General features: G+C 55.9%; 23 protein-coding genes. 6 read left to right on the top strand and 17 right to left on the bottom strand.

What is annotated here, in order from left to right; all coding sequences use genetic code 11:
- Window positions 1–14: 14 nt before the first annotated feature.
- Window positions 15–1,718: a protein kinase domain-containing protein gene (locus tag KR51_RS09260; RefSeq protein ID WP_022607068.1), complete on the bottom strand. Its 1,704-nt coding sequence runs from the start codon at window positions 1,716–1,718 to the stop codon at window positions 15–17.
- A gap of 978 nt (window positions 1,719–2,696) precedes the next feature.
- On the opposite strand from KR51_RS09260, the gene KR51_RS09250 reads away from it, so the two are divergent.
- Both KR51_RS09250 and KR51_RS09245 read left to right on the top strand, forming a co-directional pair.
- Window positions 2,697–3,548: an alpha/beta fold hydrolase gene (locus KR51_RS09250; protein WP_084202429.1), complete on the top strand. Its 852-nt coding sequence runs from the start codon at window positions 2,697–2,699 to the stop codon at window positions 3,546–3,548.
- 403 nt (window positions 3,549–3,951) lie between these two features.
- Window positions 3,952–4,890, top strand: a complete 939-nt coding sequence (locus tag KR51_RS09245; protein WP_022607065.1) for an NAD-dependent epimerase/dehydratase family protein — start codon at window positions 3,952–3,954, stop codon at window positions 4,888–4,890.
- A gap of 346 nt (window positions 4,891–5,236) precedes the next feature.
- On the opposite strand, the gene KR51_RS09240 is transcribed toward KR51_RS09245, so the two are convergent.
- The 13 genes from KR51_RS09240 to KR51_RS09180 form a co-directional block, all read right to left on the bottom strand.
- Window positions 5,237–5,578 (bottom strand): hypothetical protein, encoded by a 342-nt coding sequence (locus KR51_RS09240; protein ID WP_040655709.1) that lies wholly within the window; start codon window positions 5,576–5,578, stop codon window positions 5,237–5,239.
- Between the two features lie 194 nt (window positions 5,579–5,772).
- Window positions 5,773–6,099: a hypothetical protein gene (locus KR51_RS09235; protein WP_022607062.1), complete on the bottom strand. Its 327-nt coding sequence runs from the start codon at window positions 6,097–6,099 to the stop codon at window positions 5,773–5,775.
- A gap of 366 nt (window positions 6,100–6,465) precedes the next feature.
- Window positions 6,466–7,428 carry an orange carotenoid-binding protein gene (locus tag KR51_RS09230; protein ID WP_022607061.1) on the bottom strand — a complete coding sequence of 321 codons (963 nt, stop codon included), beginning with the start codon at window positions 7,426–7,428 and terminating at the stop codon, window positions 6,466–6,468.
- An 816-nt stretch (window positions 7,429–8,244) separates the two neighbouring features.
- Entirely contained in the window at window positions 8,245–8,844 is a 600-nt protein-coding gene (locus KR51_RS09225) for a hypothetical protein (RefSeq protein WP_156915055.1), read from the bottom strand.
- A gap of 27 nt (window positions 8,845–8,871) precedes the next feature.
- A complete protein-coding gene (locus tag KR51_RS20965; RefSeq protein WP_269634905.1) occupies window positions 8,872–8,994 on the bottom strand; it encodes a hypothetical protein in 123 nt (40 codons plus the stop codon).
- A 39-nt stretch (window positions 8,995–9,033) separates the two neighbouring features.
- Complete coding sequence (gene ureA, locus KR51_RS09220) at window positions 9,034–9,336, bottom strand: urease subunit gamma (protein ID WP_022607055.1); 303 nt, start codon at window positions 9,334–9,336, stop codon at window positions 9,034–9,036.
- Between the two features lie 113 nt (window positions 9,337–9,449).
- Window positions 9,450–9,776, bottom strand: coding sequence for an NADH-quinone oxidoreductase subunit NuoK (gene nuoK, locus KR51_RS09215; RefSeq protein ID WP_022607053.1), 327 nt, complete (start codon window positions 9,774–9,776; stop codon window positions 9,450–9,452).
- A gap of 77 nt (window positions 9,777–9,853) precedes the next feature.
- Window positions 9,854–10,471, bottom strand: a complete 618-nt coding sequence (locus tag KR51_RS09210) for an NADH-quinone oxidoreductase subunit J (RefSeq protein ID WP_022607051.1) — start codon at window positions 10,469–10,471, stop codon at window positions 9,854–9,856.
- A 124-nt stretch (window positions 10,472–10,595) separates the two neighbouring features.
- Entirely contained in the window at window positions 10,596–11,237 is a 642-nt protein-coding gene (ndhI, locus tag KR51_RS09205; RefSeq protein WP_022607049.1) for an NAD(P)H-quinone oxidoreductase subunit I, read from the bottom strand.
- Between the two features lie 73 nt (window positions 11,238–11,310).
- Complete coding sequence (gene nuoH, locus KR51_RS09200; protein WP_022607047.1) at window positions 11,311–12,429, bottom strand: NADH-quinone oxidoreductase subunit NuoH; 1,119 nt, start codon at window positions 12,427–12,429, stop codon at window positions 11,311–11,313.
- Between the two features lie 257 nt (window positions 12,430–12,686).
- On the bottom strand, window positions 12,687–13,829 hold the full coding sequence (locus KR51_RS09190) for a citrate synthase (protein ID WP_040655773.1): 1,143 nt from the start codon (window positions 13,827–13,829) through the stop codon (window positions 12,687–12,689).
- Between the two features lie 146 nt (window positions 13,830–13,975).
- Window positions 13,976–14,509, bottom strand: a complete 534-nt coding sequence (gene sixA / locus KR51_RS09185; protein WP_022607044.1) for a phosphohistidine phosphatase SixA — start codon at window positions 14,507–14,509, stop codon at window positions 13,976–13,978.
- A 230-nt stretch (window positions 14,510–14,739) separates the two neighbouring features.
- The gene (locus tag KR51_RS09180; RefSeq protein WP_022607041.1) at window positions 14,740–15,009 is read right to left on the bottom strand and encodes a hypothetical protein; all 270 of its coding nucleotides are present in this window, start codon (window positions 15,007–15,009) and stop codon (window positions 14,740–14,742) included.
- 273 nt (window positions 15,010–15,282) lie between these two features.
- Here KR51_RS09180 and KR51_RS09175 point away from each other — a divergent pair, with 273 nt between their 5' ends.
- Both KR51_RS09175 and KR51_RS09170 read left to right on the top strand, forming a co-directional pair.
- The gene (locus KR51_RS09175; protein ID WP_040655771.1) at window positions 15,283–15,879 is read left to right on the top strand and encodes a PAP/fibrillin family protein; all 597 of its coding nucleotides are present in this window, start codon (window positions 15,283–15,285) and stop codon (window positions 15,877–15,879) included.
- A 96-nt stretch (window positions 15,880–15,975) separates the two neighbouring features.
- On the top strand, window positions 15,976–16,776 hold the full coding sequence (locus tag KR51_RS09170; protein ID WP_022607039.1) for a PD-(D/E)XK nuclease family protein: 801 nt from the start codon (window positions 15,976–15,978) through the stop codon (window positions 16,774–16,776).
- Between the two features lie 13 nt (window positions 16,777–16,789).
- Here KR51_RS09170 and KR51_RS19610 read toward each other — a convergent pair whose 3' ends face one another.
- From KR51_RS19610 to KR51_RS09155, 3 genes are all read right to left on the bottom strand, one after another.
- On the bottom strand, window positions 16,790–17,059 hold the full coding sequence (locus KR51_RS19610; RefSeq protein WP_156915054.1) for a hypothetical protein: 270 nt from the start codon (window positions 17,057–17,059) through the stop codon (window positions 16,790–16,792).
- A gap of 175 nt (window positions 17,060–17,234) precedes the next feature.
- The gene (locus KR51_RS09160; RefSeq protein ID WP_040655704.1) at window positions 17,235–18,479 is read right to left on the bottom strand and encodes an energy transducer TonB; all 1,245 of its coding nucleotides are present in this window, start codon (window positions 18,477–18,479) and stop codon (window positions 17,235–17,237) included.
- 157 nt (window positions 18,480–18,636) lie between these two features.
- Complete coding sequence (locus KR51_RS09155) at window positions 18,637–20,295, bottom strand: DUF2079 domain-containing protein (RefSeq protein ID WP_022607037.1); 1,659 nt, start codon at window positions 20,293–20,295, stop codon at window positions 18,637–18,639.
- Window positions 20,296–20,834: 539 nt separating this feature from the next.
- Between KR51_RS09155 and trxA the strand changes: the two genes are divergently transcribed.
- Both trxA and KR51_RS09145 read left to right on the top strand, forming a co-directional pair.
- A complete protein-coding gene (gene trxA, locus KR51_RS09150) occupies window positions 20,835–21,158 on the top strand; it encodes a thioredoxin (RefSeq protein ID WP_022607036.1) in 324 nt (107 codons plus the stop codon).
- 223 nt (window positions 21,159–21,381) lie between these two features.
- Window positions 21,382–22,446, top strand: coding sequence for an LOG family protein (locus tag KR51_RS09145; RefSeq protein ID WP_022607035.1), 1,065 nt, complete (start codon window positions 21,382–21,384; stop codon window positions 22,444–22,446).
- Window positions 22,447–22,514: the final 68 nt, after the last annotated feature.

Raw genomic sequence — 22,514 nt, 5'->3', positions numbered from 1 at the left:
TGTCAGGGCGATCGCTATTGGCCGAGTTGTTCGAGGACTTCCTCTCGGCGCACAATGGCAGCTCGATAGTCGGGCTTGACCGCAATTGCTGTGTCGAGGGCATCGAGGGCCCCTTCCAACCGTTCGAGCGCGAGTAGCGCTAGCCCTTGGTTGTACCAAGCCTCGTAGAAGCCTCGGTCGAGTCGAGTCGCTTCTGTAAAATCCTCGAGCGCCCTTTCGTAGCGCTGCTGTTCGCGCTTAGCAACGCCACGGCCGTTCCAGGCATAAGGATATGACGCATCGATTTTGATGGCAGCACTGTAGGATGCGACCGCCTCGGCGTAGCGTTCGAGCTGCACCAGGGCATTTCCGCGGTTGTTCCAAGCAAATAGGTAGTCGGGATTGTACTGCTTCGCGCGATCGAATGCGTCGAGAGCTTCTTGTGGCCGGCCCAGGGTCATGAGCGCCTCGCCCTTATTGTTCCAGGCTTGATAGAACTGGGAGTCGAGTTCGACAGTGCGAACGAACATAGCGACGGCTTCTTCACTTTTCCCCAGACGCTGCAGGGCAAGCCCCTTACAGTTAAATGCCTCGACCATCTCCGGATCGCTTTCCAGCGCGTGCTCGCACGCGTCGAGCTGCTCTTCAAAAAGCTTCAGCTGCGAGTACATAAAGCCTTTATTGAGCCATGCCCGCGCGGCATTCGGGAAGGTCTCTAACACGCGGTCGTAAACGTCAAGCGCTTCTCGGTATTTCCCGTCCAGTGCCAGCGCATTGGCTTGGTTGTAACGCACGATCGCCTGACCGAATGGGAAAAGACCAATGCCAGCTGCTACAACTGCACCGGCGGCAATCGTCGGCCACCACCGCCGCCGGCGCTTCTTACCAACGACAGAGCGCTTGAGCTTGCGGAGGACGCGAGTTTGAATATTCGCTTCTAGTTCGTCGAGCACCTCCCGGGCACATTGAAAACGCTCGGTGAAGTCGGAGCGAATCATGCGATCGAGGACGTCACTCAAGCCAGCCGACACCTGAGGGGCGTAATGCCGCCAGACAATATCACCCGTGTGCAAGTCCTCCTCAAGCTGCATCGGCGACTTGCCCGTGAGAGCTTGAATTGCAATTAACCCGAGTGCATATAAATCGCTGTTCGGACGGGGACGACCGCGCAGCTGCTCGGGCGGCATGTATCCCTGGGTACCGGCAACAATACTGGGTTTGGGTTGGCCAGTCGCGCTCAAGACGATAGTCTTAATTTCTTTGACCGCACCAAAGTCGATCAAGACGACTTGACCGTCCTTACGGCGGCGGATATTCGAGGGTTTGAGGTCGCGATGGATTACGTTTTTGTCGTGGATAAATTCGAGGACGGGCAAAATGTCGCGTAAGAGCTTGACGACATTTTCCTCAGACATCGACTGCCCGGACTCAATCTCCTTGCTGAGATCGTGGCCGTCGATATACTCCTGAACGAGGTAGAACTCGTCTTGGTAGAACGCCAGTAGCTCGGGAACCTGCGGGTGGTCGCCCAGCTTCGCCAGAACCTGTGCTTCGATCGCGAACAAGCGCTTGGCTTCGCGCAACGTCAGCTCGTCGTCAGCTAAGGGTTTGAGCTCTTTGACAACGCAGCGCGGATAGGTGGGGTTTTCTAAATCCTGTGCCAAAAACGTCTGCCCAAATGCCCCGCGCCCGAGTTCTTGTACGATTTTGTAGTGTCCGCCGACAACTCGCTCGACCATGACTATGGGATAGACGCTGCATGCTGAGTCTGCACGATCGCGGAGAAGATAGCAAGGTGTTCCAACGGAGCACCTTGCAGGGCGAGTTCCACTTGTGCCGGGGCAACCCGACGACGAGGAAGCGATCGCTGTCTGGAAGTGCCAGCCCGTGTGAGCTTGACAGCTCTAATACAGAAATGATAATTGATTCGCGCGAGTGTCGGGGGAGACTAAGCGTAATTACTGAATCTTCCTTATTTTTCCACTAATCCGAACAACTACATCCGAGAAAGCGCGCAAGCCTGCGAGCGACAGTTAAGAGCACGGGATTTACGCCATCAGTCTGGTGACGCAGCAAGCGAGCAATCTTCAGAGCCTGATTGCTATTGTGTTTACCCCGCTCGTCTAATGACAATTCCCTATCAATGTTGCTGGTAATTCTGACTCGACTCCTGGCTTAATCCTTCGTTTACAGATACTCTCTAGCAACGATTCCAAACAGGTGCTCAAGCGACCTATTTTCAGCGGTTCTCAATGCACCTGCCCGAGCCAAACAGTAGTAGATCGTCTCTATTGGACAGCCAAAGCGCGGCCGAATCGATTGACCGAAAACCTCGAACGCGCGACCGTATTGCCCGGATTCGCGATGGCAAGGAGCATGAAGGTGTGGCATGGAGTGCTGGACCGAACAGATCTTTCTCGTCATTGCAGTCGCAAGCTGCTCGGATAGCGAGCAAATACAGCGGGAGTTGCAATCTGCAACCTCCTGCAAAAGATCGAGGCGGCGGCGTTTGGCTCGGCAGCTTGTGAAAGCATGCGGGCAGTTCAACTCGTTTGTTTTGGCGCTCTCAGAGCTCCATTTCGACACCAGAGTCGATCGGGGACGTTAATGTAAAGAAGTGTAAAATCCGCACGCAGGCAATCACCGTGAATGCAAATTTAGCAAGGGCATCGGATGCCACGGAGTCGATAGAAAGAGCTATCTGGACCTGGCGCGGGATGAAAATTGGCTATCGGGTTTGCGGCGATCGCGGTCCAGCAGTAGTGTGCGTTCACGGATTTGGTGCGTCGTCGGGGCACTGGCGTAAAAACCTGCCCGTGTTGGGAGTCACTTGCCGCTGCTACGCAATCGACTTGCTCGGCTTTGGCGCGTCGGATAAACCGCAGCCCGGTGGCGATGTTGCCTACACATTTGAGACCTGGGGGCAGCAAATCGTCGATTTTTGTCGCGACGTTGTCGGCGAACCGGCCTTTCTGATTGGCAATTCGATTGGTTGCATTGCTGCGATGCAAGCGGCTGTAGATGCACCGGACCTTGCGCGCGGGGTTGCAATGCTGAACGTCTCGCTGCGCTTATTGCACGATCGCAAACGCGCGACATTGCCGTGGTATCGCAGCTTCGGCGCACCAATCGTCCAAAAGCTCTTGGCTAGTAAACCGATCGGGCATTTCTTTTTTCAGCGCATCGCACGTCCTGCCGTCGTCCGGCGTTTGCTGCTCGAAGCCTACGGGCGTCCGGACGCAGTCACAGACGAGTTGGTTGAATTGATTCTCGAACCCGCTCGAACCCCCGGCGCAGCAGACGTTTTCCTCTCGTTTGTTCGTTATTCCCAGGGACCGTTGCCCGAGGATTTATTACCCGAGTTATCCTGTCCGACAATCGTGTTGTGGGGCGAAAACGATCCATGGGAACCGATTGCCCTCGGACGCGCGGTGGTTGAGGGCTCGCCGACAGTCGAGCGCTTTGTTTCCCTTGCAGGACTCGGTCACTGTCCGCAGGATGAAGCCCCAGACATCGTCAATCCAATTCTGCAAACATGGATTGACGAGCGGACAGCTGCGATCGCTTGAGACCTTCACCTCGATAATGATTCTGTCGCAGGGAGTACTAGTGACAATTGTGGCAGTAGAGTTATCAGACAGTTTATCGCTCTAGATTTGGCATTTGCATTTCTGTCAAGGATAGCTACATGTTGGCACGCTTGACGTTTACGGTCGCGCGCTCGTCATAACGTCAACCAGGTAGTTCCATACCACGCCTTGAAGCTGACTTGGATAGTGCCAGCAAACTGACTCTGCCTTACCCGGTCTCTTGGGCATTTGTTTGCATCATGGCGCGACACCAGTTCTTTCGGTTATCTTCTCGGTCCCACGTGCAATTGTTTGCAGAATCAGACGTGCTTGCTCTTAATGCTGCTCTTCTGCGAGGATAGCCTGTACGCAAGAGTAGGGATCGGACCACTAGGGAGGGATCATGCGCGTTCTAGTTATGGGTGGAACTCGGTTTATTGGCGTTTATCTCACAAAGTTGCTCGTCGAGCGCGGCGATGACGTAACGCTGTTTAACCGCGGGAACAAGCCCACTCCTGTGGCCGGTGTCGAAACGGTACGCGGCGATCGCAAAGACGTTCGGCAACTCAAAGAAGCGTTAGCTGGCAAAGAATTTGACGCGGTTTTTGACAACAACGGTCGAGAAGCAGTCGATACGCAACCGCTTGTGGAGCTGTTTGGCGATCGCCTCCGTCACTTCATTTATGTCAGTTCTGCGGGAGTCTACCTACCGTCGGACACAATGCCCCATATTGAAGGCGATGCAGTCGATCCCAAAAGCCGCCACCGCGGCAAGTACGAAACTGAGTCACTCCTTGCAGAATCGGATCTTCCCTGGTCCTCCGTGCGCCCGGTTTATATCTACGGACCCCAGAACTATAACGATCTGGAAGCTTGGTTCTTCGACCGCATTGTCCGTGATCGCCCGCTGCCCATTCCCGGCAATGGATTGCATTTGACGCAGTTCGGTCATGTTTCCGATTTGGTCCAGGCAATGGTTGCCATACTCGACAACCCGCGAGCGGTTGGCGACATTTTTAATATCTCTGGCGAACGTACGGTTACATTTGACGGACTGGCGCGTGCATGTGCCGTTGCAGCCGGCAAGGATCCTGAGGAACTCGAACTCGTGCATTACGATCCCAAACGGTTTGATTTTGGCAAGCGCAAAGCCTTTCCACTGCGCGTTCGCCATTTCTTCACCAGCATCTCTAAAGCAAAAACACTCCTCGATTGGCAACCGGAGTATGATTTATTTTCTGGTTTAAGAGATTCATTCCAAAATGACTATCTTGCTAGCGGTCGTGACGCTGAAGACATCGACTTCTCTCTCGATGACGAAATTCTTGAGATGATGAACTAAGCCGCGCTCTTGCAGGGTACTTTGGCTCAATAACATGGTGTTCGTTACCGAAAAAATACCTAGAACCGCGTGCCAAATCGGACGCATCAGCATGCATCATGTCTGCTTAATTCTATAGATAGAGCGCGTTGACCCAGATCGAGCGAGGCGATCGCACTGGCATCGGGGTGGCATTAAGGGCCGTCAGATGCAGGTTGCGAATGTTAAGGGTTTTGGTGAAGATATCCCATCAAGAACGTCCTGAGACATGGCGGGTAAGCGGCGATCGCACTACTAGATCGCGGCGGCGGCATCCTTTCTAGCGAGCTAACTCGACCCAAGCAAGCAAACTCGACGGTTGTTTCCTTCACGAGCGCTCCTGACACTTGGATTTTGGGCGCGCTGCTTGAGCAAAGACCAGTCGCATGCGATCGCCTTGCGGCTCCTTCAACCGGAGCCGCCCGTCCCGCTCCTCCAGTGATGCGTCGGGCAGCCGTTCGTCCGGTCCCACCCGAAGCCTGACGTCCCCGCCTGCATAGCGCTCTCGCTCCTCAACACCATCATCCCCGTTCCAATGGGCCGCCTGCGCCGCCAACGCGACGACCGAAACTACGATCTTGACACCGATAACCAACACGTCAGGAACCACCCCGACGCGCGGACTGCGGACTCTGATAAGGCTGAAGGCATTCTTTGAAAAGGATAGCAACCACCCGTGCAGATATCTGGGGTTCGAGCTGCATTGGAGCCCGCAAACGCCGCACCACAGTTTCACGCTCAAAAAGGTAATGACGGAGTATACCGAAATGGTGGAGCTCGCTCGAGGTTTAGGGCAAACTACTCACATGAGATTGCTCAAAGCGCCGCGGTCTCTATCGACAGGGTTTTTTTCAGACTGCTTGCCTACATATTGGCCAGGGCAGACACTTTGGCACGCTTATTCGGATCCAGCTCCTGTAAGTCGTCTAGCTGCAACCATCCCTCCTTCACAAGCTGAGCGAGAGAAAAGAGCAATCCCGGCTGCTCGCGATCGTATTTGCCATCGATGTCAAATCTTCTGGCACTGAGGAAATCGTGAAGAGCCCAGATGTCATCTAACTCGGCGATCGCACCAGCCCGCTCGCGCACGACCTCGATCAAGGATTTAGTTTCGCGCTGGTAGGCCTGGTCGAATGCCGTCCGTGCTACCTGCTCTTCTGCGTGAGTCCACCGCGAACAACTATCTAGCATTCTGTAAATGAGAGATTTGGAATGTTTTTATTAAAATAGCTTAACAATATGATGGCGGAGTGGCAAATCCAGCTGCCTGTCCTGCAAGGCGGTACTGTATCTTTGGGGCCGAGTGTCATTTGCTCAACTCCGAGGTGAGTTCGGCGTTAGCGTCACTGGTTGTGACAAGAACCTACTCCAGCAGTGCTTGCTAAGTTATTTGCTCGAGTTGCTGGGAGCACAATGGAAAGCTCGAAACCTGAATTGTCTGAGTTTTCCCAGACTTAAAAGCGCTCTGAGGATACAGCCTCAGAGCGCAGAGCAAATCCAGTCGCCTCGACCGTGCTCGGACAGTTGCTCCGGTTTTTAGAGAATCGAACGGCGGGCTTAGCGCGCTAGATTCATCAACTCTCGGGGAGAGGCTAACAGGTCGATCGCCACGAAGAAGATCTTATTGTTGGGATCCAACAAAAAGCGCCACGCAATGTTCATGCCCACGCTGGCACCGAACCAAGGTGTTTGCACTTTACCTGTCACCTTGACTTGGGTAAACCCGGATTCTTCTGCGGATTCGGTTACGCCCCGCTCGGGTGTAAGTCTGAGGTTTTGACACTCTTCTCGGAAGAACTTCAAGACCGCCGCTTTACCCACAATCGGTCTGTTGAAAGGAGCTTGCAGTCCGCCATCATCCGCGAATAACTCGATCAACGCGTCAAAGTCATTTGCATTCATGTTGTTCATGTAGTTAAGGACGGTTGCATTCGCGACTCCCTCAATTGCAACCTTCGTGCGTTGAGCAATGCTTGTCGGAGGAACAACCGGCTCCGACACGGTTTTGTAGCTACCGAGTTTACTCGGATCGTATCCCATGTCCACCACAATGTTGCGCAACACCGTGATTTGCTGACCGGATTCGAGGGTTCGTATCGCAGCAAGTACCGCTGATGCATTAGCCGAAAGCTTGTAGCCTTCAGGAATTGGAGCAACGATTCCGTTCTCCATCCACTCGCCAAGTTGAAACCAAAATCCAAGTTTGATATTGGGCGACCACACGGCGTAGGTCCGACAAATCGGCGTGTCGGAACGGTTGGCTAGATCGCACATCATTTGGGACTGGTCTTGGAAAGACATCTCCCGAATTTCGTTCAGCGTACGTTCGGCAAACTGCATGCTCGCCGCTCCCGGGGCAGCGATTGTAATCGATTTGCCCATTTCGAGGTAGGCAAACCAGATGAGAGCGAGCTGATCTTCTGCACTCAGCTGATTAAAGCGCGCGATCGTTGCTGGAACTGCATCGGCAGATAGAGTGTTTGGGAAGATAGAACGGGCCGTCTCGATCGTAAATGGCATATCTACCTCTTTGCGGAGTGCAATGATGTTTTACAGGCAGTTATCAAACCTGTATCTTGCATTCTCGCAGCGGAAGCTGATTGGAAAGTCTACCCGATGGTAGAAAAGCTTGCGAAGTTTAAAGAAGTTGAGTCACTAGTTCGAACACTTCAAGCCTGAAATGGACGTTTAGTGGATATCCCACTCTGGAAGTTGTCCGGACGCTCCCTTTCTTTGCTAGATGCTAGATGTGTTTATTCTTGATACGTTATGGATGTTTGTAGCCAAGTTGTGCGAGGTTCGCAGCGTTGTAAGTAAAACCTAGTTTAATAACTGAATTCTCAATAAATATGCCTTTGGGATGATTTCAAGTCACTGGAACGCTAAATTTAGGTTTAGGATTCATTGACTCTGGGTCTGCGATGCCGGAACAGAATCCACAGCAGTACGAGCCGAGTTCAAAACCCCTAGTAGTAACGTTTTTGATACAGCCCTTAACGTTACAAAGAACCGCTTATTGAGGCACCGCGAACTAGCAAGTATCTTTATACGGCAAAGGAAAGGTTGGTCAGGACAACCCCCGAGGATGGAAGTCCCGATCCACCCTCGGTGTAGACTTGAACTGTCCGTAGCAGCTCCTTGAATGCCATACAATCTGTCGAGATTTGAAATGTACCGTCCGATGTTGAGCTTTCGGACGCCGCTCGTCCGTTTGAGATGGAATTCTCCTAGCCCGTCAGCAAGTTATCGATGCCAATTGCTTCAGTCTCCTAGCCCGATACATAGGTCGCTATTTATAGGTCGCGAATGTGCAAGGAACATTGCCTCCCAACTCTGCTAAAAAGCGCTAACGTCTTCCAGTAGTTCCTTCCAGCCGCGAGTGAGATCGCGCGTCGGGCTCCGACCGGCACCAGGTTGATATATCCATCCGTCGTAAGGAATTGCCAGGCGATCGCAGACATCGGCGACGGTTTTACCGATAATCCAAACTTTCTGGGGACCGAGATTGCTAAGCTGCTGCGCTCCGTAGCCTTCCCACCAAGATTGATGCAGCGCCTGGCACAAGCGACTGCCCACCCGTTTCCCACCCGGAGCGTACATGGCATGTAGTGATGCATCAGTAACCCAAACTCCCAAGTTCCTCAAGATCTCTAGGGTTCGGATCTTCCACTGCAACCGCGCTTCCAGAATGGGGTGCTCTCGTCGGCGCGGCGATCGCCCGGTACCAGCTAACCGTCCGAACAGGTCCCAGAATTGCCGGGTTCCTGAATTGCGCTGGTGCGGTAAACCGTCAAGCAAAGCTGTTTCGCCGTAACCAAGGCAATAAACGAGACGTGCAAAGACTGGTGGAGTACCTTGTGCTCCCAGCGGCAGGCGATCGCGTCGCACGTGCCAGCGCAAGTCGTCAGCGGAGGTGTAGATGTGCGACTCGCCCAAGAGCAACACTTTGACGCGTTCTGGCCGCTATGCCTGACGATGTGCCTCCACGGCTGCGATCGCGTCTGGAGGTTCGGGTTGCCAACCGCAATCGCTCAGCAGCCGAGCGCCATGCGCTCGCGTCGACTCCAAGGGCTTCCAATCCGACACGATGTTTTCCGCGCCCCTGCTGGGTTGTTGGGAATCGAGCTACTGAATTGGATTGTGAACGGTTACAAGTTTCGTTCCGTCGGGAAATGTCGCCTCGACTTGCACGTCCTCGACCATCTCGGCAACGCCATCCATGACGTCTGCTCGCGTTAGTAGTGTCGTGCCATAGCTCATCAGCTCGGCAACCGTCTGTCCGTCGCGCGCGCCTTCTAAAATCGCTGCCGTTACGTACGCAACTGCTTCGGGGTGATTGAGCTTCAAGCCCCGCGCTTTTCGCCGCTCTGCCAATAACGCGGCGGTAAAAATCATCAACTTGTCCTTCTCTTGCGGGGAAAGTTGCATCGCGACCTCATGCTCCGAGCTGACCCGTTCAGTTTAGCCCCAGCCAGCGATCGCGCGAAATTGCGAAAGCTGCTTGGCTGGAGATGCAGCCAGCAACCGCTGACTAGGCGGCGCTACCACTTTAGTAAGTTGAACTGTTCCATATCAACCGTGTTGCGGTTGCGATATATTGCCAGCACGATCGCCAGCCCGACTGCTGCCTCTGCGGCTGCCACCGTAATCACGAACACGGCAAAGACCTGCCCCCTGATACCAACAGGATCGATGAAGTTCGAAAACCCCATCAAGTTGATGTTGACAGCATTGAGCAACAGTTCGACCGACATCAAAACCCGTACGACGTTTCGGCTGGTTACGAGTCCGTAGATGCCGATGCAGAACAGCGCTGCTGCCAGCAATAGGAAGTATTCCAGGTGAAGGATGCCTTCGATATTTTGCATGATGCTTGTGGAATGGTGCTTTCTATTGGCAAATTCAACGTAGCTGCTGCAGTTAGCGCGATCGGAATACGGAATAGTTATTCTTCGGGAACGGACGGCGTATTATTACCAACCCCGATCAACTCGCGCGGGCGTTCCTGTAGCGTGAAAGCTTTTGGCTGCATGCCCTCAGCCGGCACATCTGGGATCAAGTCGCGGCGAGCGAGAACGATCGCGCCAACCATTGCCATCAACAGCAACACCGACGCCAACTCAAAAGGCAGTAAGTAATCGCTGAAGAAGTGCTGCCCAATGGCGACGATCGAACCCTCGGCAGCAAAACCGCCTGCTGTCGACCACGGTGTCGTCAGGATCATCGCGCTCAGCAACGCAAACAGTCCAGCACAGACCAATGCGGTCGCTCCGCGTCGAACCCAGCTGCGCGTCGTAGCTGGAAATTCTTCGCGCTTGTTCACGAGCATGATCGCAAACAAAATTAGGACGTTCACTGCCCCGACGTAGATCAAAATCTGCGCTGCCGCAACGAAGTCTGCGTTCAAGAGCAGGTACAACCCGGAGATGCTGACGAATACGCCGCCGAGCAAAAATGCAGAATAGACAATGTTCTGCAGCAATACTACGCCCATAGCCGTGACGACCATCAGCACTGCCAAGATAAAGAACGTTACGAGTTGGACGCCTTCTGCTAAGTTCACTGCCTTGCCTTTTCCTCCGGATCGAGTTTGTCGGTAGTTGTCCCCACGCTCATCTGAGTTTAAGCGCTCGGAACGCGATCGGTACGACATCGCAAGCAAGAACGCTTGCAATGCCGCGTGGAGATTACTCCTTGTTGTTGGGTGCCTCTGGTGTTTCGGGTCCCGACGGTGAAGTAGCCGGCTGCGCCTTCAGTTCGGCAACGAGATCCTGTGGGTGCCGACCCGCTCGCTGGCTGCCAGCTGGCAAGTCGTGGGGGTCGACAACCCCAGCCGGCAGGTATGCAAATTCGCGCAGTGGCGTTACGGCAGGGTCTTGAGTGACCTTGTATGGGAGACGACTGAGCGCGACATTATCGTAGTTCAACTCGTGGCGATCGTACGCAGCCAGCTCGTACTCTTCAGTCATCGAGAGGCAGTTGGTCGGGCAGTACTCGACGCAGTTACCGCAGAAGATACAAACGCCAAAGTCAATGCTGTAGTGATCGAGCTTCTTCTTTTTAGATTGCTTATCGAAAACCCAATCGACGACGGGTAAGTTGATCGGGCAGACGCGAACGCAGACCTCGCAGGCAATGCACTTATCGAACTCGAAGTGAATGCGCCCGCGATAGCGCTCGGATGGAATTAACTTTTCGTACGGATACTGCACTGTTACCGGACGGCGGCTCATGTGGTCGAAGGTGACCGCAAGCCCCTGACCGATGTACTTGGCGGCTTGAAACGTGCCTTTAGCGTAGTCGCCGACTTGCTTGAGCAGGTTAAACATGATTGTCAGGTGTCCGTAAGCCGATGGTGTGGGCGCAGGTGAGTGCAGGTTGGTAGAGATGGCGAATGCGTCGCTAGCCGCCAAAATATGCTGGGAATGATAGCTTGAGCGCTGCCGTCAGCAGTAGGTTGACGAGCGAGACCGGCAAAAGGAATTTCCAACCCAAGTCCAGCAACTGGTCGATGCGGACGCGGGGTACGGTCCAACGCAGTAACACGGCCAGGAAAATCAGCAGGTAAGCCTTGAACAGCGTCATCAGGATGCCCAATGCTGCCGTTACAAACTGGATGAAGGAGGTCTCCGGGCTAACGCCAAACCAGTCGGCGAATCGGTCCAGCGGTAAAGGAAATTCCCAGCCACCCAGATAGAGAACCGCGAACAGCAGGGCAGAGAGGACCAGGTTTACGTAGGAGCCGAGATAGAACAGGGCGAAGCGAATGCCCGAATATTCGGTTTGATAACCGGCGACCAACTCTTCTTCAGCTTCTGGCAGGTCGAACGGCAAGCGTTCGCACTCGGCAAGGGCAGCGATCCAAAAAATGAGGAAGCCGATCGGCTGCCGCCAAATATTCCAACCGAGGATGCCGACACCGGCTTGCTGCTGGACGATATCAACAGTGCTGAGACTGTTGGACATCAGCGCGATCGCCAACACGGCTAGTGCCAGGGGAATCTCGTAGCTGATCGACTGCGCTGCTGCCCGCAATCCCCCAAGTAATGCGTACTTGTTGTTCGAGGCATAGCCTGACATCAGCAGGCCAATGGGTGCGAGGCTAGAGAGGGACACCCATACGAAGATACCGATGGTTAGGTTGGTGACAACCAAGTTCTGACCAAAGGGCACGATCGCATACACGAAGAAAACCGGTACGACCACCAAGACGGGCCCGAGGGTGAACAGCCATGGGTCGGCTTTCGCCGGAACGATGTCTTCTTTGAAGACGAGTTTGATGCCGTCGGCAACGGGTTGCAGAACTCCCAGCGGACCGGCGTACTCCGGACCGATACGCTGTTGCACGGCGGCAGAAATCTTGCGCTCCAGCCAAACCACCACCAGTACGCCCACGATCGCGATCACGATCGCCAAGGCCATTGGCAGTGGCATCCACAGAGCCTTAGCAGCCCCTGGTGGCAGTCCGACTGCCCGCAACGAGTCGATAAAGCTTCCTTGAAGGTCGATTCCAGAAGTCATAAACGTTCCGCTTGCTGTTCGCGCTCGCGATGGATACTCAAATTCGCGGTAGTCAATCAAACGGCGGCACCGATATCGCCGCAGCTGGCGCCGCGTCGGGTGCGCGCAGCAACCCGCTACAGTTAGGGCGCGTAATGTTTCTTTACCGACCGCACCAGGTTAAGTATATCGTCCTCTGTTCCCGCAGCGACGCGCCTGCCGGGGTTTCTGTTAATTGACAGAATAGAGTGACTTCAACAGTTGCGCCGCGCGATTGTCTAGCGTTCTGTGACGGGCACGTAGGGCAACCCGTGCTGGCCGATATACTGCTGGGTCGGGCGGAATATACGGTTAACGGCCAGTTGCTCTTTCCAGTGCGCCAACCAACCGGCGACGCGCGCGATCGCGAAGATCGGCGTGAAGAGATCGGTGGGGATGCCCAGCCGTCGATAAACCAGACCGGAGTAAAAATCAACGTTGGCGTAAATGCCCTTATGTCCGAGCTTCTCTTCGACGACATGCTCCATCTCGACGGCGATGTCATAAAGGCGATCGTGACCGATTTTATTGAAGAGTTGTTCGGCAAGACCTTGCAAAATACTAGCGCGTGGGTCTTTGACCTTGTAAACGCGGTGCCCGAAGCCCATAATGCGTTTCTTTTCTGCCAAGCAGCGATCGATGTAGGGGCGAATGTTTTCTGGCGAACCCATGTCTTCAAGCATGGCAATTACTTCTTCGTTGGCACCACCGTGCAGGGGACCAGCCAAGGTGCCGACGGCAGATGCAACAACAGCATAGGGATCGGTAAGGGTTGATGCAGTTACCATTGCCGAGAACGTAGAGGCGTTAATCGTATGTTCGGCGTGCAGAGTCAAGCAGATATCAAAGATGCGAGCGGCAAGCGGATCGGGGATGCGCTCGGTCAGCATGTAGAGAAAATTAGTGGAGTAATCGAGATCGTCGTTAGGCTGGATGGGGTCGTTGCCTTCGCGGATAAGTTGAAACGCCGCTACCATCGTTGGGATTTTAGCTAATAAGCGCACGACCGCCTGACGGATGTACTGCGGATCGTCAAGGGCACGGCGTGAATAGAACAATCCCAGGGCAGCCGCGGAAGCTTGCAATGCGTCCATCGGGTGTCCCGATTCCGGGAAGCATTTCATCATGTCCCGGATGCGGTATTTGACGCGGCGGTGGTAGCGAATGTCAGATTCGAATTCGTGGAGTTCGACGCGAGTGGGTAGCTTGCCCCAAATCAGTAAATAAGCGGTCTCGAGGAACGTCGTAGAAGGTGCTTTGGCAATTTCTTCGACAGGGATGCCGCGGTATTCCAAGATGCCTTGCTTGCCATCAACAAAGCTGATTTTAGATCGCGCGGCCGGAATGCCTTCCAAACCGGGCATGTACTCGCAGGCGTTGATGGAGCTGACAGTCATGGGCGCGTCCCAGATTGATGGCAGTGATGAAAATGTGGGTTTGAAGACAACTTACAGCATAACGTTGCGGCCGTTGTCGTTAAGACATACCGCGCGACGGGTAGTTGTGGACTTCAGAGTAGTTGCGCGCTTCAGAGCGGGCTGGGCAGTATCCACTTCGGACCAACTGCCAAGAGCAATTCACCGCGGCCACGCGGGTCGGCTGCCGCCGGAATGCGGATGCAAACGATGCCAGCTTTCTTAATCGGCAGCTTCCCGCACGCGGTACCCCAAACCATTGTCTCGGCCCACTCCCCGAGGTCCGGTTGGTGACCGACGAGAGCGATCGCCGGAGCAGCAGTATTCGAGCCAGACGGCCGCTGCTCCCACCAGGTCAGCCAGTCGGCGATCGCGCCGCCGGGAGCCAGGGCGGGATGGATTTCGACGGTCGTGCCCAACCCGAGGTCCTTTAAGATGTCGGCAGTTTGTCGGGCGCGGACGAGCGGGCTGGTCAGCAGGCGATCGAAGTGGATGTCAAGCTCCAAGAGGCGACTAGCAACGCGCGTCGTGCGCTCGCGACCGCGATTGGTTAAGGGGCGGTCGGCATCGCGAGTGTAGTCGGCACGATCGGCAGCGATTCCGTGGCGAATGAAATAAAGGTCGACGGGTTGGGCACGGTCGGGCATGGTTGGTTGGGACAAGCGAGTGCGGTCGGTGCGCGATCGCGGTCGGGCGAGACCGAGTGCGAGGCGATCGCGTTTGCTCCGGCAGTTGACTGCTACTACCTGCAGATAATACCTGCAGAGCTATTACCTGCGGATCGATGTGCGGTTCGTCAAGGGTGTGGGTCTTGCTGAGGTTGCAGTTCCTGCACAACAGCGTTCGTGTCCCCCAAGCACTCGCGCAACTGCTCCAGTTACCGTTGCACGTCTTCAAGATCTGCGCGCGTGACCCCCGCGTTGCTGGGTTGGCCGACCCGTTCTTCCAACCATTGCAGGCAAGCATCTAAGCCAGCAGCAAATTCGGCGCGTGTGAGGGCACGATCCTCGCGGACACTGCCGTCTGGATCGTCGACGAGGCAGTCGGGGCTGACCGCCTCGCTCGCTGCCGGGGTCGCGCGAGCGAACGTTTCGCTGGCCATGACAGCCCAAAGGATAAAGGCCGGGAGAACTTTGAAAGTTTGCATGCCAGTCTCTGCCAGACGTTGGTAGCACGTTCGATCCAATGCGATCGGCACGTCCGGGACTTTAGAAAACTTATCCCACAAGGTTCGGGCGAACGTGCCAACTTAGAAAAAGTTCGACTGCTTGTATCGACTGCTTGTTCAGTCCGAACTGCATTGGCCCGATCGCACTCAGAATCGATATCGATGTTGCAGAAAGTTGTTTCTTGCCGCATCGCTGTTATGGCTCAATTGTTCCCATTTCGTTGTTAATCCATGCCCGAATCTGCTCCAGCTATCTCGAAGAAAGCGGAATTGCTTGGCGCCCTTGCAGGGAAAAATCGCGGCTTGCTTGCGAATGAGCTTGAGAAAGTGGCGCTTCTTGCGTCGATCGCGCAGCTCGAAGATCTCAATCCGACGCCGCAACCACTGGCGCGGCCTGATTTGCTCGCAGGGAACTGGCGCTTGCTCTACACCACAAGTAAAGACTTGCTGGGGTTCGATCGCCTGCCGCTGCTGCAGCCGGGACAGATTTACCAATGCATTCATAGCAACAACGCGCGCATTTATAACATTGCAGAAATTGTCGGCGTACCGTTTTTAGAAAGTCTGGTGACCGTGGTAGCAACGTACTCGCCCTTATCAGAGCGACGCGTCAACGTGAAGTTTCAACGCTCGATAGTCGGACTGCAACGGCTCGTCAGCTACCGCAACCCACAGGAATTCGTCCGGCAGTTAGAGACAGGTAAGCACTTTCCGCCGTTCGACTTTCCGATCGAGGATCGCGATCGCCAAGGTTGGCTGGAAATTACCTACCTCGACGAGGACTTGCGGATCGGGCGCGGCAACAACGGCAGTCTCTTCGTGTTAACCAAAGAAAAGGAAAAGCGCTGAGTTGTTTGAGTTGGCGTCGCCAGCATCGCGCTCGCTCGGGATTGGCGCGGTTAGATGCGGCGATCGCTTATTTGCCCGCTCGCTGTGGTTTAGGTCGTGTCTGAAGTAGTGCTCCCGCGTTTGTCGCAAGGTCATTTGAACTTGCTGGCAGCTTGCCCGCGCAAGTTCCAACATGCCTACCTCGATCGTTTGCAAGCCCCGGCAAACTTAGTTCAGAGCGATCGCCTGGCCTGGGGCAAACGGTTTCACCTGCTGATGCAACAGCGCGAGTTGGGCTTGCCGATCGCGTCGGTGCTACCAGAGGACGACGAGTTCGGGGCAGCAATTGCAGCCTTGACCGAGTCCGCCTCGGAGCTGCTGTCGACCCAGTCGGGAACGTGGCGGGCAGCAGAGCACTTGCGAACGCTGGAGTTTGCCGGATATTTACTGACGGTCGTGTTTGACTTATTGCTTGCCAGCCGCGAGCGCGCGCGAATACTGGACTGGAAAACTTACTTGCAACCGCCGAGCAGTCGGCGGCAACAGCTCGTTGAAAGTTGGCAAACACGGCTATACCTGTTCGTGTTGGCGGAAACCTGCGAATATGCTCCGGAGCAAATCGAGTTTGTTTATTGGTTTGTCAAGCCACCAGCAACGCCGCAACAGTTCGCGATCGCCTACAACCGCGAGCAGCACGCCACCACCCAGCGGGAATTAACCGAGCTGTTAACCAATTTGACGCAATGGCAGCAAGCCTACGACAGCCACGGGACATTGTTTCCGCAGGTGCCGGAGTCGAGCAGCCTTTGTGCCACCTGCGCCTTCGCCAGCCGCTGCCAACGCCAGTCGCCCGCAGTGTCGGAGCTGGCGTCGGACTGGCGCGAGGCGCTCGCCCGGGTCGATGAAGTGGCGCTGTAGCGATCGCGCCCAGCTAGTTCTCTCTGGGTGGATCGGCAGCGATCGTCAGACTCACTCCGGGTAACTGACGCAACCAATCCATTGCTGCCCCCACGTAGTCGTGGATGGTCTCAGTATCAGCTTGCGCGATTGTCCCCTGCTGCATTGTCCGCAGCAATCGCCGCCCCAAGTTGGCTTGCAGGCTATCGCGGTCGAGGGTTGGAAATTGATAGCGACAATATTGCGCGCCATCGCTTGATGGCGCCGGCGATTCGCACCGAAAAGAGCGCGCGCTCGCAGACAAAATGCACGAGAGCTAAGCAGCTCAAGCACTGCCCACAGTGACCTTACCGCCGTTAGTTCACAATCTGTTCGGCGCGCCAATTGTCTTTAGGGACTATCCGTATTCGTTGCCTGTAGAGAGTTGCCATTACTTGCCGAGTCCGACTAAGGATCGCGCTCGCCCAACATCATGATTATTACGACGGTCCCAATCGTAAAGAGGGCCGGTCGTTTTCCGTGATGTGAATGTTGAAACTAAAGTTAACATTCAACGCTTCCTGGTGAAACCCGCTAGGTAGCGGTGGAAAGGGTGCCGCCCGCTCAATCGCTTCCAGGGTTTCGCGATCGACAATCGGCGATCCCGAGGTTTGAACGACCCGCAGGTTGCGGATCTGTCCGTTCCGAGCGATTTGAAATTGGATCAGCGTTTGGCGATCGCGTCGGGGACTGCTCGGCTGCCAATTCCGCCGCACGCGCCGCTGCAGTTCGCTTAGATAGGGGCCGAGGTCGATATCTTGGCGAGCGGCCGTGCTTTGAGGCGTCTCGGCGGCGCGATCGCTCCCGGCGGGCGGATTAAAAAACTCGCTAGTGCCCTCTTCGTCGAGGCTGCGTGCGATCGGTCCGCCCAGCAATCCATTCGAGCTCTCGGGAGTTTCAGCGAGAGGTGTAGCGGGCGACTCGGTCGCGGGTGATGTTGCTGCTGGCGCTTCCCTTACCAGCGGCTGAGGTGTGAGTGCCGCCGCTGGTAATTCGGTTGCGGGTGCTGTGGGTACGGGCGGGCGGGCGATCTGAGGTGCGGGTCGTTCCGGTGCGGGCTGCGGTTGTTGCCGGGACGGCTCGGGCACTGGTGTCGGAACTGCCGGTCGCGCGGACGGCAACGGCTCGGGGCGAACAGTCGGGCGCGACCGCAACGGCGGTTGTGGCTCGAGCGCTGGTTCGGGTGTTGGTTCGGGCTGCGGTTGCGTTACGCGCTCGGGTTGCCGGAGGGTTGCGGGCACTCCTGCGACAGGCGGGGAGGTGGGTTCCGGACGTTGGCGCGTCGATGGTTGCGGTTCGGGACGGGAGGTCCGCTCGACTGGCAGTGGCGTTGGTGCTGGTGGCTCTGGCGGTGGAGGACTCACCGGCGGGGCACTCGAGGACGATGGTGACGACGCGCTGACCTGGGGTGCTGGCGCCGTTGGTGCCACGGCGGCAGCGGTTGGGGGCAACGGTTCCCGCTCGGTGCGGCCGCTCTCCACGGCATTTGCTGCGGCGATGCGCTCGGTGTCTGGCGGCGGGTCTGTTGTTGTGTTCGGTACGGTTACGAACTCGATCGGCTCGAACTCCGGTGGCGCGATCGCCTCGCTCGATCGGTGTTTTTCCTGCCACTCCCACGTCCAAAACGCGATCGCGTGCAGCAGGATCGACGCTCCCAAAAACAACAGCCACTGTCCCGGACGCAAATGACGGTTCTTCCGAGGTAAACCCCGAGAGGGTAGCCGTCCCGATGGCAGTCGCGCAGACTCTGGCCTAGACCGATGGGGAATCATAAGGCGATCGCGCCAACCTACGCGAACGAACGTCTGACGATCGAAGCCGTTCCCAACCTAGCCGATCGCGCTAGGCTGCGGTCAAAGTTGGCGCGATCTGCTGTCGATAGGCTTGCCAATTCGCAACAGCCTCTGCATCCGAGGCAACGCCCCGTTGCAGCAGCACCACGCCATCGATGCAGCGCACGATGCCGTACTCGTCGCTAGCCGTCCGCTCGTCGATTGTTGCCACTGCGGAACGCAGGAGGGCACGATCGTGCTTAAACGCCACCTGGTAGCGCTCCAGCCGCCATAAATCGGCAATCGCGTACTCGACGCGCTGTACTGTTCCACTATCATCGAGCAACTCCAATGTCGGAAAGCGAACGATCTCGCGCCGGCCTGATAGATGGGGGATGAAATAAGTTGTTGCCGCGACGCTTGCCTCTGAAGGGATCTCGGCCAGCAGTGCGTGCATCTGGCGCGATCGCGGCCATTGTTCTGCCAGCGAAATGTGCACCCACGGTTCGATCGAGTCCGGTACTAGGAAGTACAGCGTCCGGTTGGGATTTGCCACCACCGTGAGCAATAGCGACAGGCAGATGCAACCAACCCACGCGCGGCGCAAACGTGGCGTTAGCACGCGCGGTCGACAGCGTTCCAGGGACTGTCCGAACGTCCGCCAGCCTTGACCTGCCCACCACAAAATTACCCCATAACACAATCCCGGCACCACGTTCATCGCGTAGCGAATTGAAATCGCCAATACGGAATCGCCCCGACCCAACAGCAACTTCAGCAGCGGAAATCCCGCGATCGCCCAGGCACCCGGCGATGCGATCGGAACGAACGCAAAGGGCAAGAGCTGACCGAACAGGTACGACAACGTCCGACCCACCGGCGTGACCAGCTCCGCTACAAGCAACCAGGGCTGCGTCAGCATCGCCCGGATGACATCAAGGGTCGTGGCTTCATCGCCGTCCACGTACTGCCCGAAACGCTCCAACATGAACCGCTTGGAGATGTCGTCGGAAAACAGCGGCATGATCGCATTGGTCAAGGCCACCATGTAAATGAAGCTCGCACAGCACGTTGCCAGTCCGATGCGCGGAAACCGCCGGCTCAAAACCATGTAGGCGCCCACCCCAAACAGGGCAATGCCGCTATCTTCGCGCACGGCGAGCGTTAGCACAGCCAACACCCCAAACCACCCCCACCAACGTTTCTCCATCGACAGCAGCAGCCCGAATATGAAAAGCGGCATCTGGCAGACGTCATGGAAATTAGCCAGTGTCGGTCCCAAGATGGCATTGGCGCTGTAGTAGCTGAGGACAATTAGTCCGGCTACCCTTGGTTCCACGTACAGCCTTGCCAGGGCGTACAGCACGAAACCCGCTGCCGTCACCAATCCCACCATCAACACCGACAGCGTTGCCGGATGCGGTACCAGCGCGTAGAGGGGATGCCATAACAATAGAGCGGGCGTGAAGTGTTGCCCCAAGCGGTGATAGTTGACGGCCGGCACCTCGCCCGCATGCACCACATTCGTTGAAAGCTGTGAGGACAAGGAACTCTGGAAAAATCGCCCGTGGATCCCATTCCAGAACACCTGATTGAAAATGCCCTGGTCGTAAGACGAGTAAAACGTGAAATGCCGGTGCAGGACTAACGCCAGCGCGATCGCCCCAAACACGATCGCGCCGCCGATAGCCAACCGCAGGCCCGCCCGTTCCTCGAACTTTTGTAACATTTATCGTTTGTTTCTCTTCCCGTAAATGCGCCCTGCGCGCCGACGGCGATCGGCAGCGGCATTATTGCCGATCTGCATACCCGTTGAGCGACAGGGGGTATTTAGACAGCATTGATACTTGTAATGTTATTAGGATGGTGGACGCTTTTTTCCAACATTCGACCGAACGTACGTACGAGTAAAATCCACCCGAGTCGGGCGCGCTTACCTAGACTAGAATGGAATGTGACGGAAAGTAAGATTTCCGTTCACTCCTCACACCACACCCCGCCTGAAGTTTCTTTAGGCGGTTTTTTCATGGAATCCTGGGGGGATTCCGCGCGATCGCGACTTGCAGTTGCCTAACATATCGATAATATTTCGAAAGATATCTACATCTGTTGACTACGACGGAGCAACAGTCCGAAAGTGGCGATCGCGGGCTGGCAGCTCGGTGGTAGACTGCTCAGCTACGGCGAAAGCTGTGCGCGGAGGGCATTCGGCGGCTGTGGTAAAATCGCCTAGTATATTAAGACCCCGACGAGTAAGGAATTCTGGGCATGGCAGCAGCTGCAGAGGTTACGGATTCGACCTTCGACACCGAGGTCATTCAAAGTGGCGTTCCCGTCTTAGTTGATTTTTGGGCGCCGTGGTGCGGTCCTTGCCGGATGGTCGCGCCGGTTGTCGAGGAGATTGCGGACCAGTTCGCAGAGCAAGTAAAAGTTGTCAAAGTTAATACTGATGACAATCCCAGTATTGCGAGCAAGTACGGCATTCGCAGCATCCCGACCCTGATGATCTTCAAGGACGGACAGCGAGTAGATATGGTAGTCGGTGCCGTTCCCAAAGCCACTTTGGTCAACACTCTCGAGAAGTATCTCTAAGTTCCGCTTAAAAGGTTTAGAGTTGCCCTGGCGCTGGCGTCTTGAATTTATGGGCGAGAAGCACCGGGCCCGCTCCTGTTATGTCTAGTACCCCGTTCGTCGGGGTGCTTTTTTGACAGGAATTTCTCAGTCATTCCAATTACGGGCACCCTGTCGCGATAGGATCGCTCCAGGGCTCCCTTTGCAAGCACGGTTGGCGGCGAGCCTTGCAGCGAGGTGCTATATGGGTTCATTTCACGCCGAGGACCGCCGCTATTCGCTTCAAGAGCGGCTGGGCAACCTCATTGAGCGAGCGCCAACCAAGCAGAACGGCGACCTCATCCAACGCGCGTTCGACCTGCTGGTAGGCATTGCTGGGGAAGATTTAGAGCGCCTTGATTGGAAGATCCTCACAGGTGCCCTACAGGACATGCAGCTCGGTTTCCGAGTTTTTCGCACCCACACCCACACGCGCAAAGTCGCAATCTTTGGCTCGGCCCGCATTGCGACCGATACGCCGGAATATGCAATGGCGCGAGACTTCGCGCGCTGTCTGGTTCAGCAGGGATTTGCCGTGATGACCGGCGGCGGCGGGGGGATCATGCAAGCTGGCAACGAGGGAGCTGGAGCCGAGCGCTCCTTCGGGCTGAATATTCAGCTACCGTTCGAGCAAGATTCAAATCCTTACATTGCCGGCGATCCCAAAGCTATTGACTTTAAGTATTTTTTCACGCGCAAGCTGTTTTTTCTTAAAGAGAGCGACGCAATTGCCCTGTTCCCCGGTGGTTACGGTACCCAGGATGAAGCATTCGAATGTCTGACTCTTTGCCAAACCGGACGTCACGGACCCGTACCGCTAGTGTTGGTGGACAAACCCGGTGGCAATTATTGGCGCGCGTGGCACGAATACGTGTGCGAGCACCTTATTGGCAACGGGCTGGTCAGCCCCGAGGATGCAGAAATCTACACCTTGACCGACGACTTGGACGTAGCGTGTGCGGCGATTCAGAAGTTTTACCGCCTCTATCACTCCAGCCGCTATGCGGGTCGGTGGTTCGTGATGCGCTTGAATGCGGCGATCTCGCAACTGCAACTCAGGCAGCTCAATGAGGAGTTCGGCGATATCTTGCGCGGTGGCGCGATTCTCCAGCGCGACGCCTTGCCCGAAGAAAACGGGGAGTTGGCCGGATTACCTCGTTTGGTGTTCGATTTCAACCAGCGCGACCTCGGTCGGCTCTATCAACTCATCCGCCATCTCAACGATCTCGATATCCACCATACTGCCGAGCAGCACCCCGAGTGGAAGTAAAACAAATTTCTAGTCCGGCTAGCCCGGCTGCAACCCGCGCGCACCGCACTGCCCGCGCCCGCACGCTG

It is taken from the genome of Rubidibacter lacunae KORDI 51-2 (assembly GCF_000473895.1).
In the GTDB taxonomy this organism is placed as follows: domain Bacteria; phylum Cyanobacteriota; class Cyanobacteriia; order Cyanobacteriales; family Rubidibacteraceae; genus Rubidibacter; species Rubidibacter lacunae.
Note: the sequence above shows the minus strand (reverse complement) of the source record. Positions and strands in the feature narration are given on the sequence as shown.

Bases quoted from the DNA above. Each gene is read 5' to 3' on its own strand.
- KR51_RS09180 (WP_022607041.1), bottom strand. From the start codon at position 15,009: ATGCAAACTTTCAAAGTTCTCCCGGCCTTTATCCTTTGGGCTGTCATG.
- KR51_RS09230 (WP_022607061.1), bottom strand. From the start codon at position 7,428: ATGCCATTTACGATCGAGACGGCCCGTTCTATCTTCCCAAACACTCTA.
- ndhI (WP_022607049.1), bottom strand. From the start codon at position 11,237: ATGTTTAACCTGCTCAAGCAAGTCGGCGACTACGCTAAAGGCACGTTT.
- KR51_RS09245 (WP_022607065.1), top strand. From the start codon at position 3,952: ATGCGCGTTCTAGTTATGGGTGGAACTCGGTTTATTGGCGTTTATCTC.
- trxA (WP_022607036.1), top strand. From the start codon at position 20,835: ATGGCAGCAGCTGCAGAGGTTACGGATTCGACCTTCGACACCGAGGTC.
- KR51_RS09235 (WP_022607062.1), bottom strand. From the start codon at position 6,099: ATGCTAGATAGTTGTTCGCGGTGGACTCACGCAGAAGAGCAGGTAGCA.
- nuoK (WP_022607053.1), bottom strand. From the start codon at position 9,776: ATGCAAAATATCGAAGGCATCCTTCACCTGGAATACTTCCTATTGCTG.
- KR51_RS09155 (WP_022607037.1), bottom strand. From the start codon at position 20,295: ATGTTACAAAAGTTCGAGGAACGGGCGGGCCTGCGGTTGGCTATCGGC.
- nuoH (WP_022607047.1), bottom strand. From the start codon at position 12,429: ATGACTTCTGGAATCGACCTTCAAGGAAGCTTTATCGACTCGTTGCGG.
- KR51_RS09145 (WP_022607035.1), top strand. From the start codon at position 21,382: ATGGGTTCATTTCACGCCGAGGACCGCCGCTATTCGCTTCAAGAGCGG.
- KR51_RS09260 (WP_022607068.1), bottom strand. From the start codon at position 1,718: ATGGTCGAGCGAGTTGTCGGCGGACACTACAAAATCGTACAAGAACTC.
- ureA (WP_022607055.1), bottom strand. From the start codon at position 9,336: ATGCAACTTTCCCCGCAAGAGAAGGACAAGTTGATGATTTTTACCGCC.
- sixA (WP_022607044.1), bottom strand. From the start codon at position 14,509: ATGCCCGACCGTGCCCAACCCGTCGACCTTTATTTCATTCGCCACGGA.
- KR51_RS09250 (WP_084202429.1), top strand. From the start codon at position 2,697: ATGAAAATTGGCTATCGGGTTTGCGGCGATCGCGGTCCAGCAGTAGTG.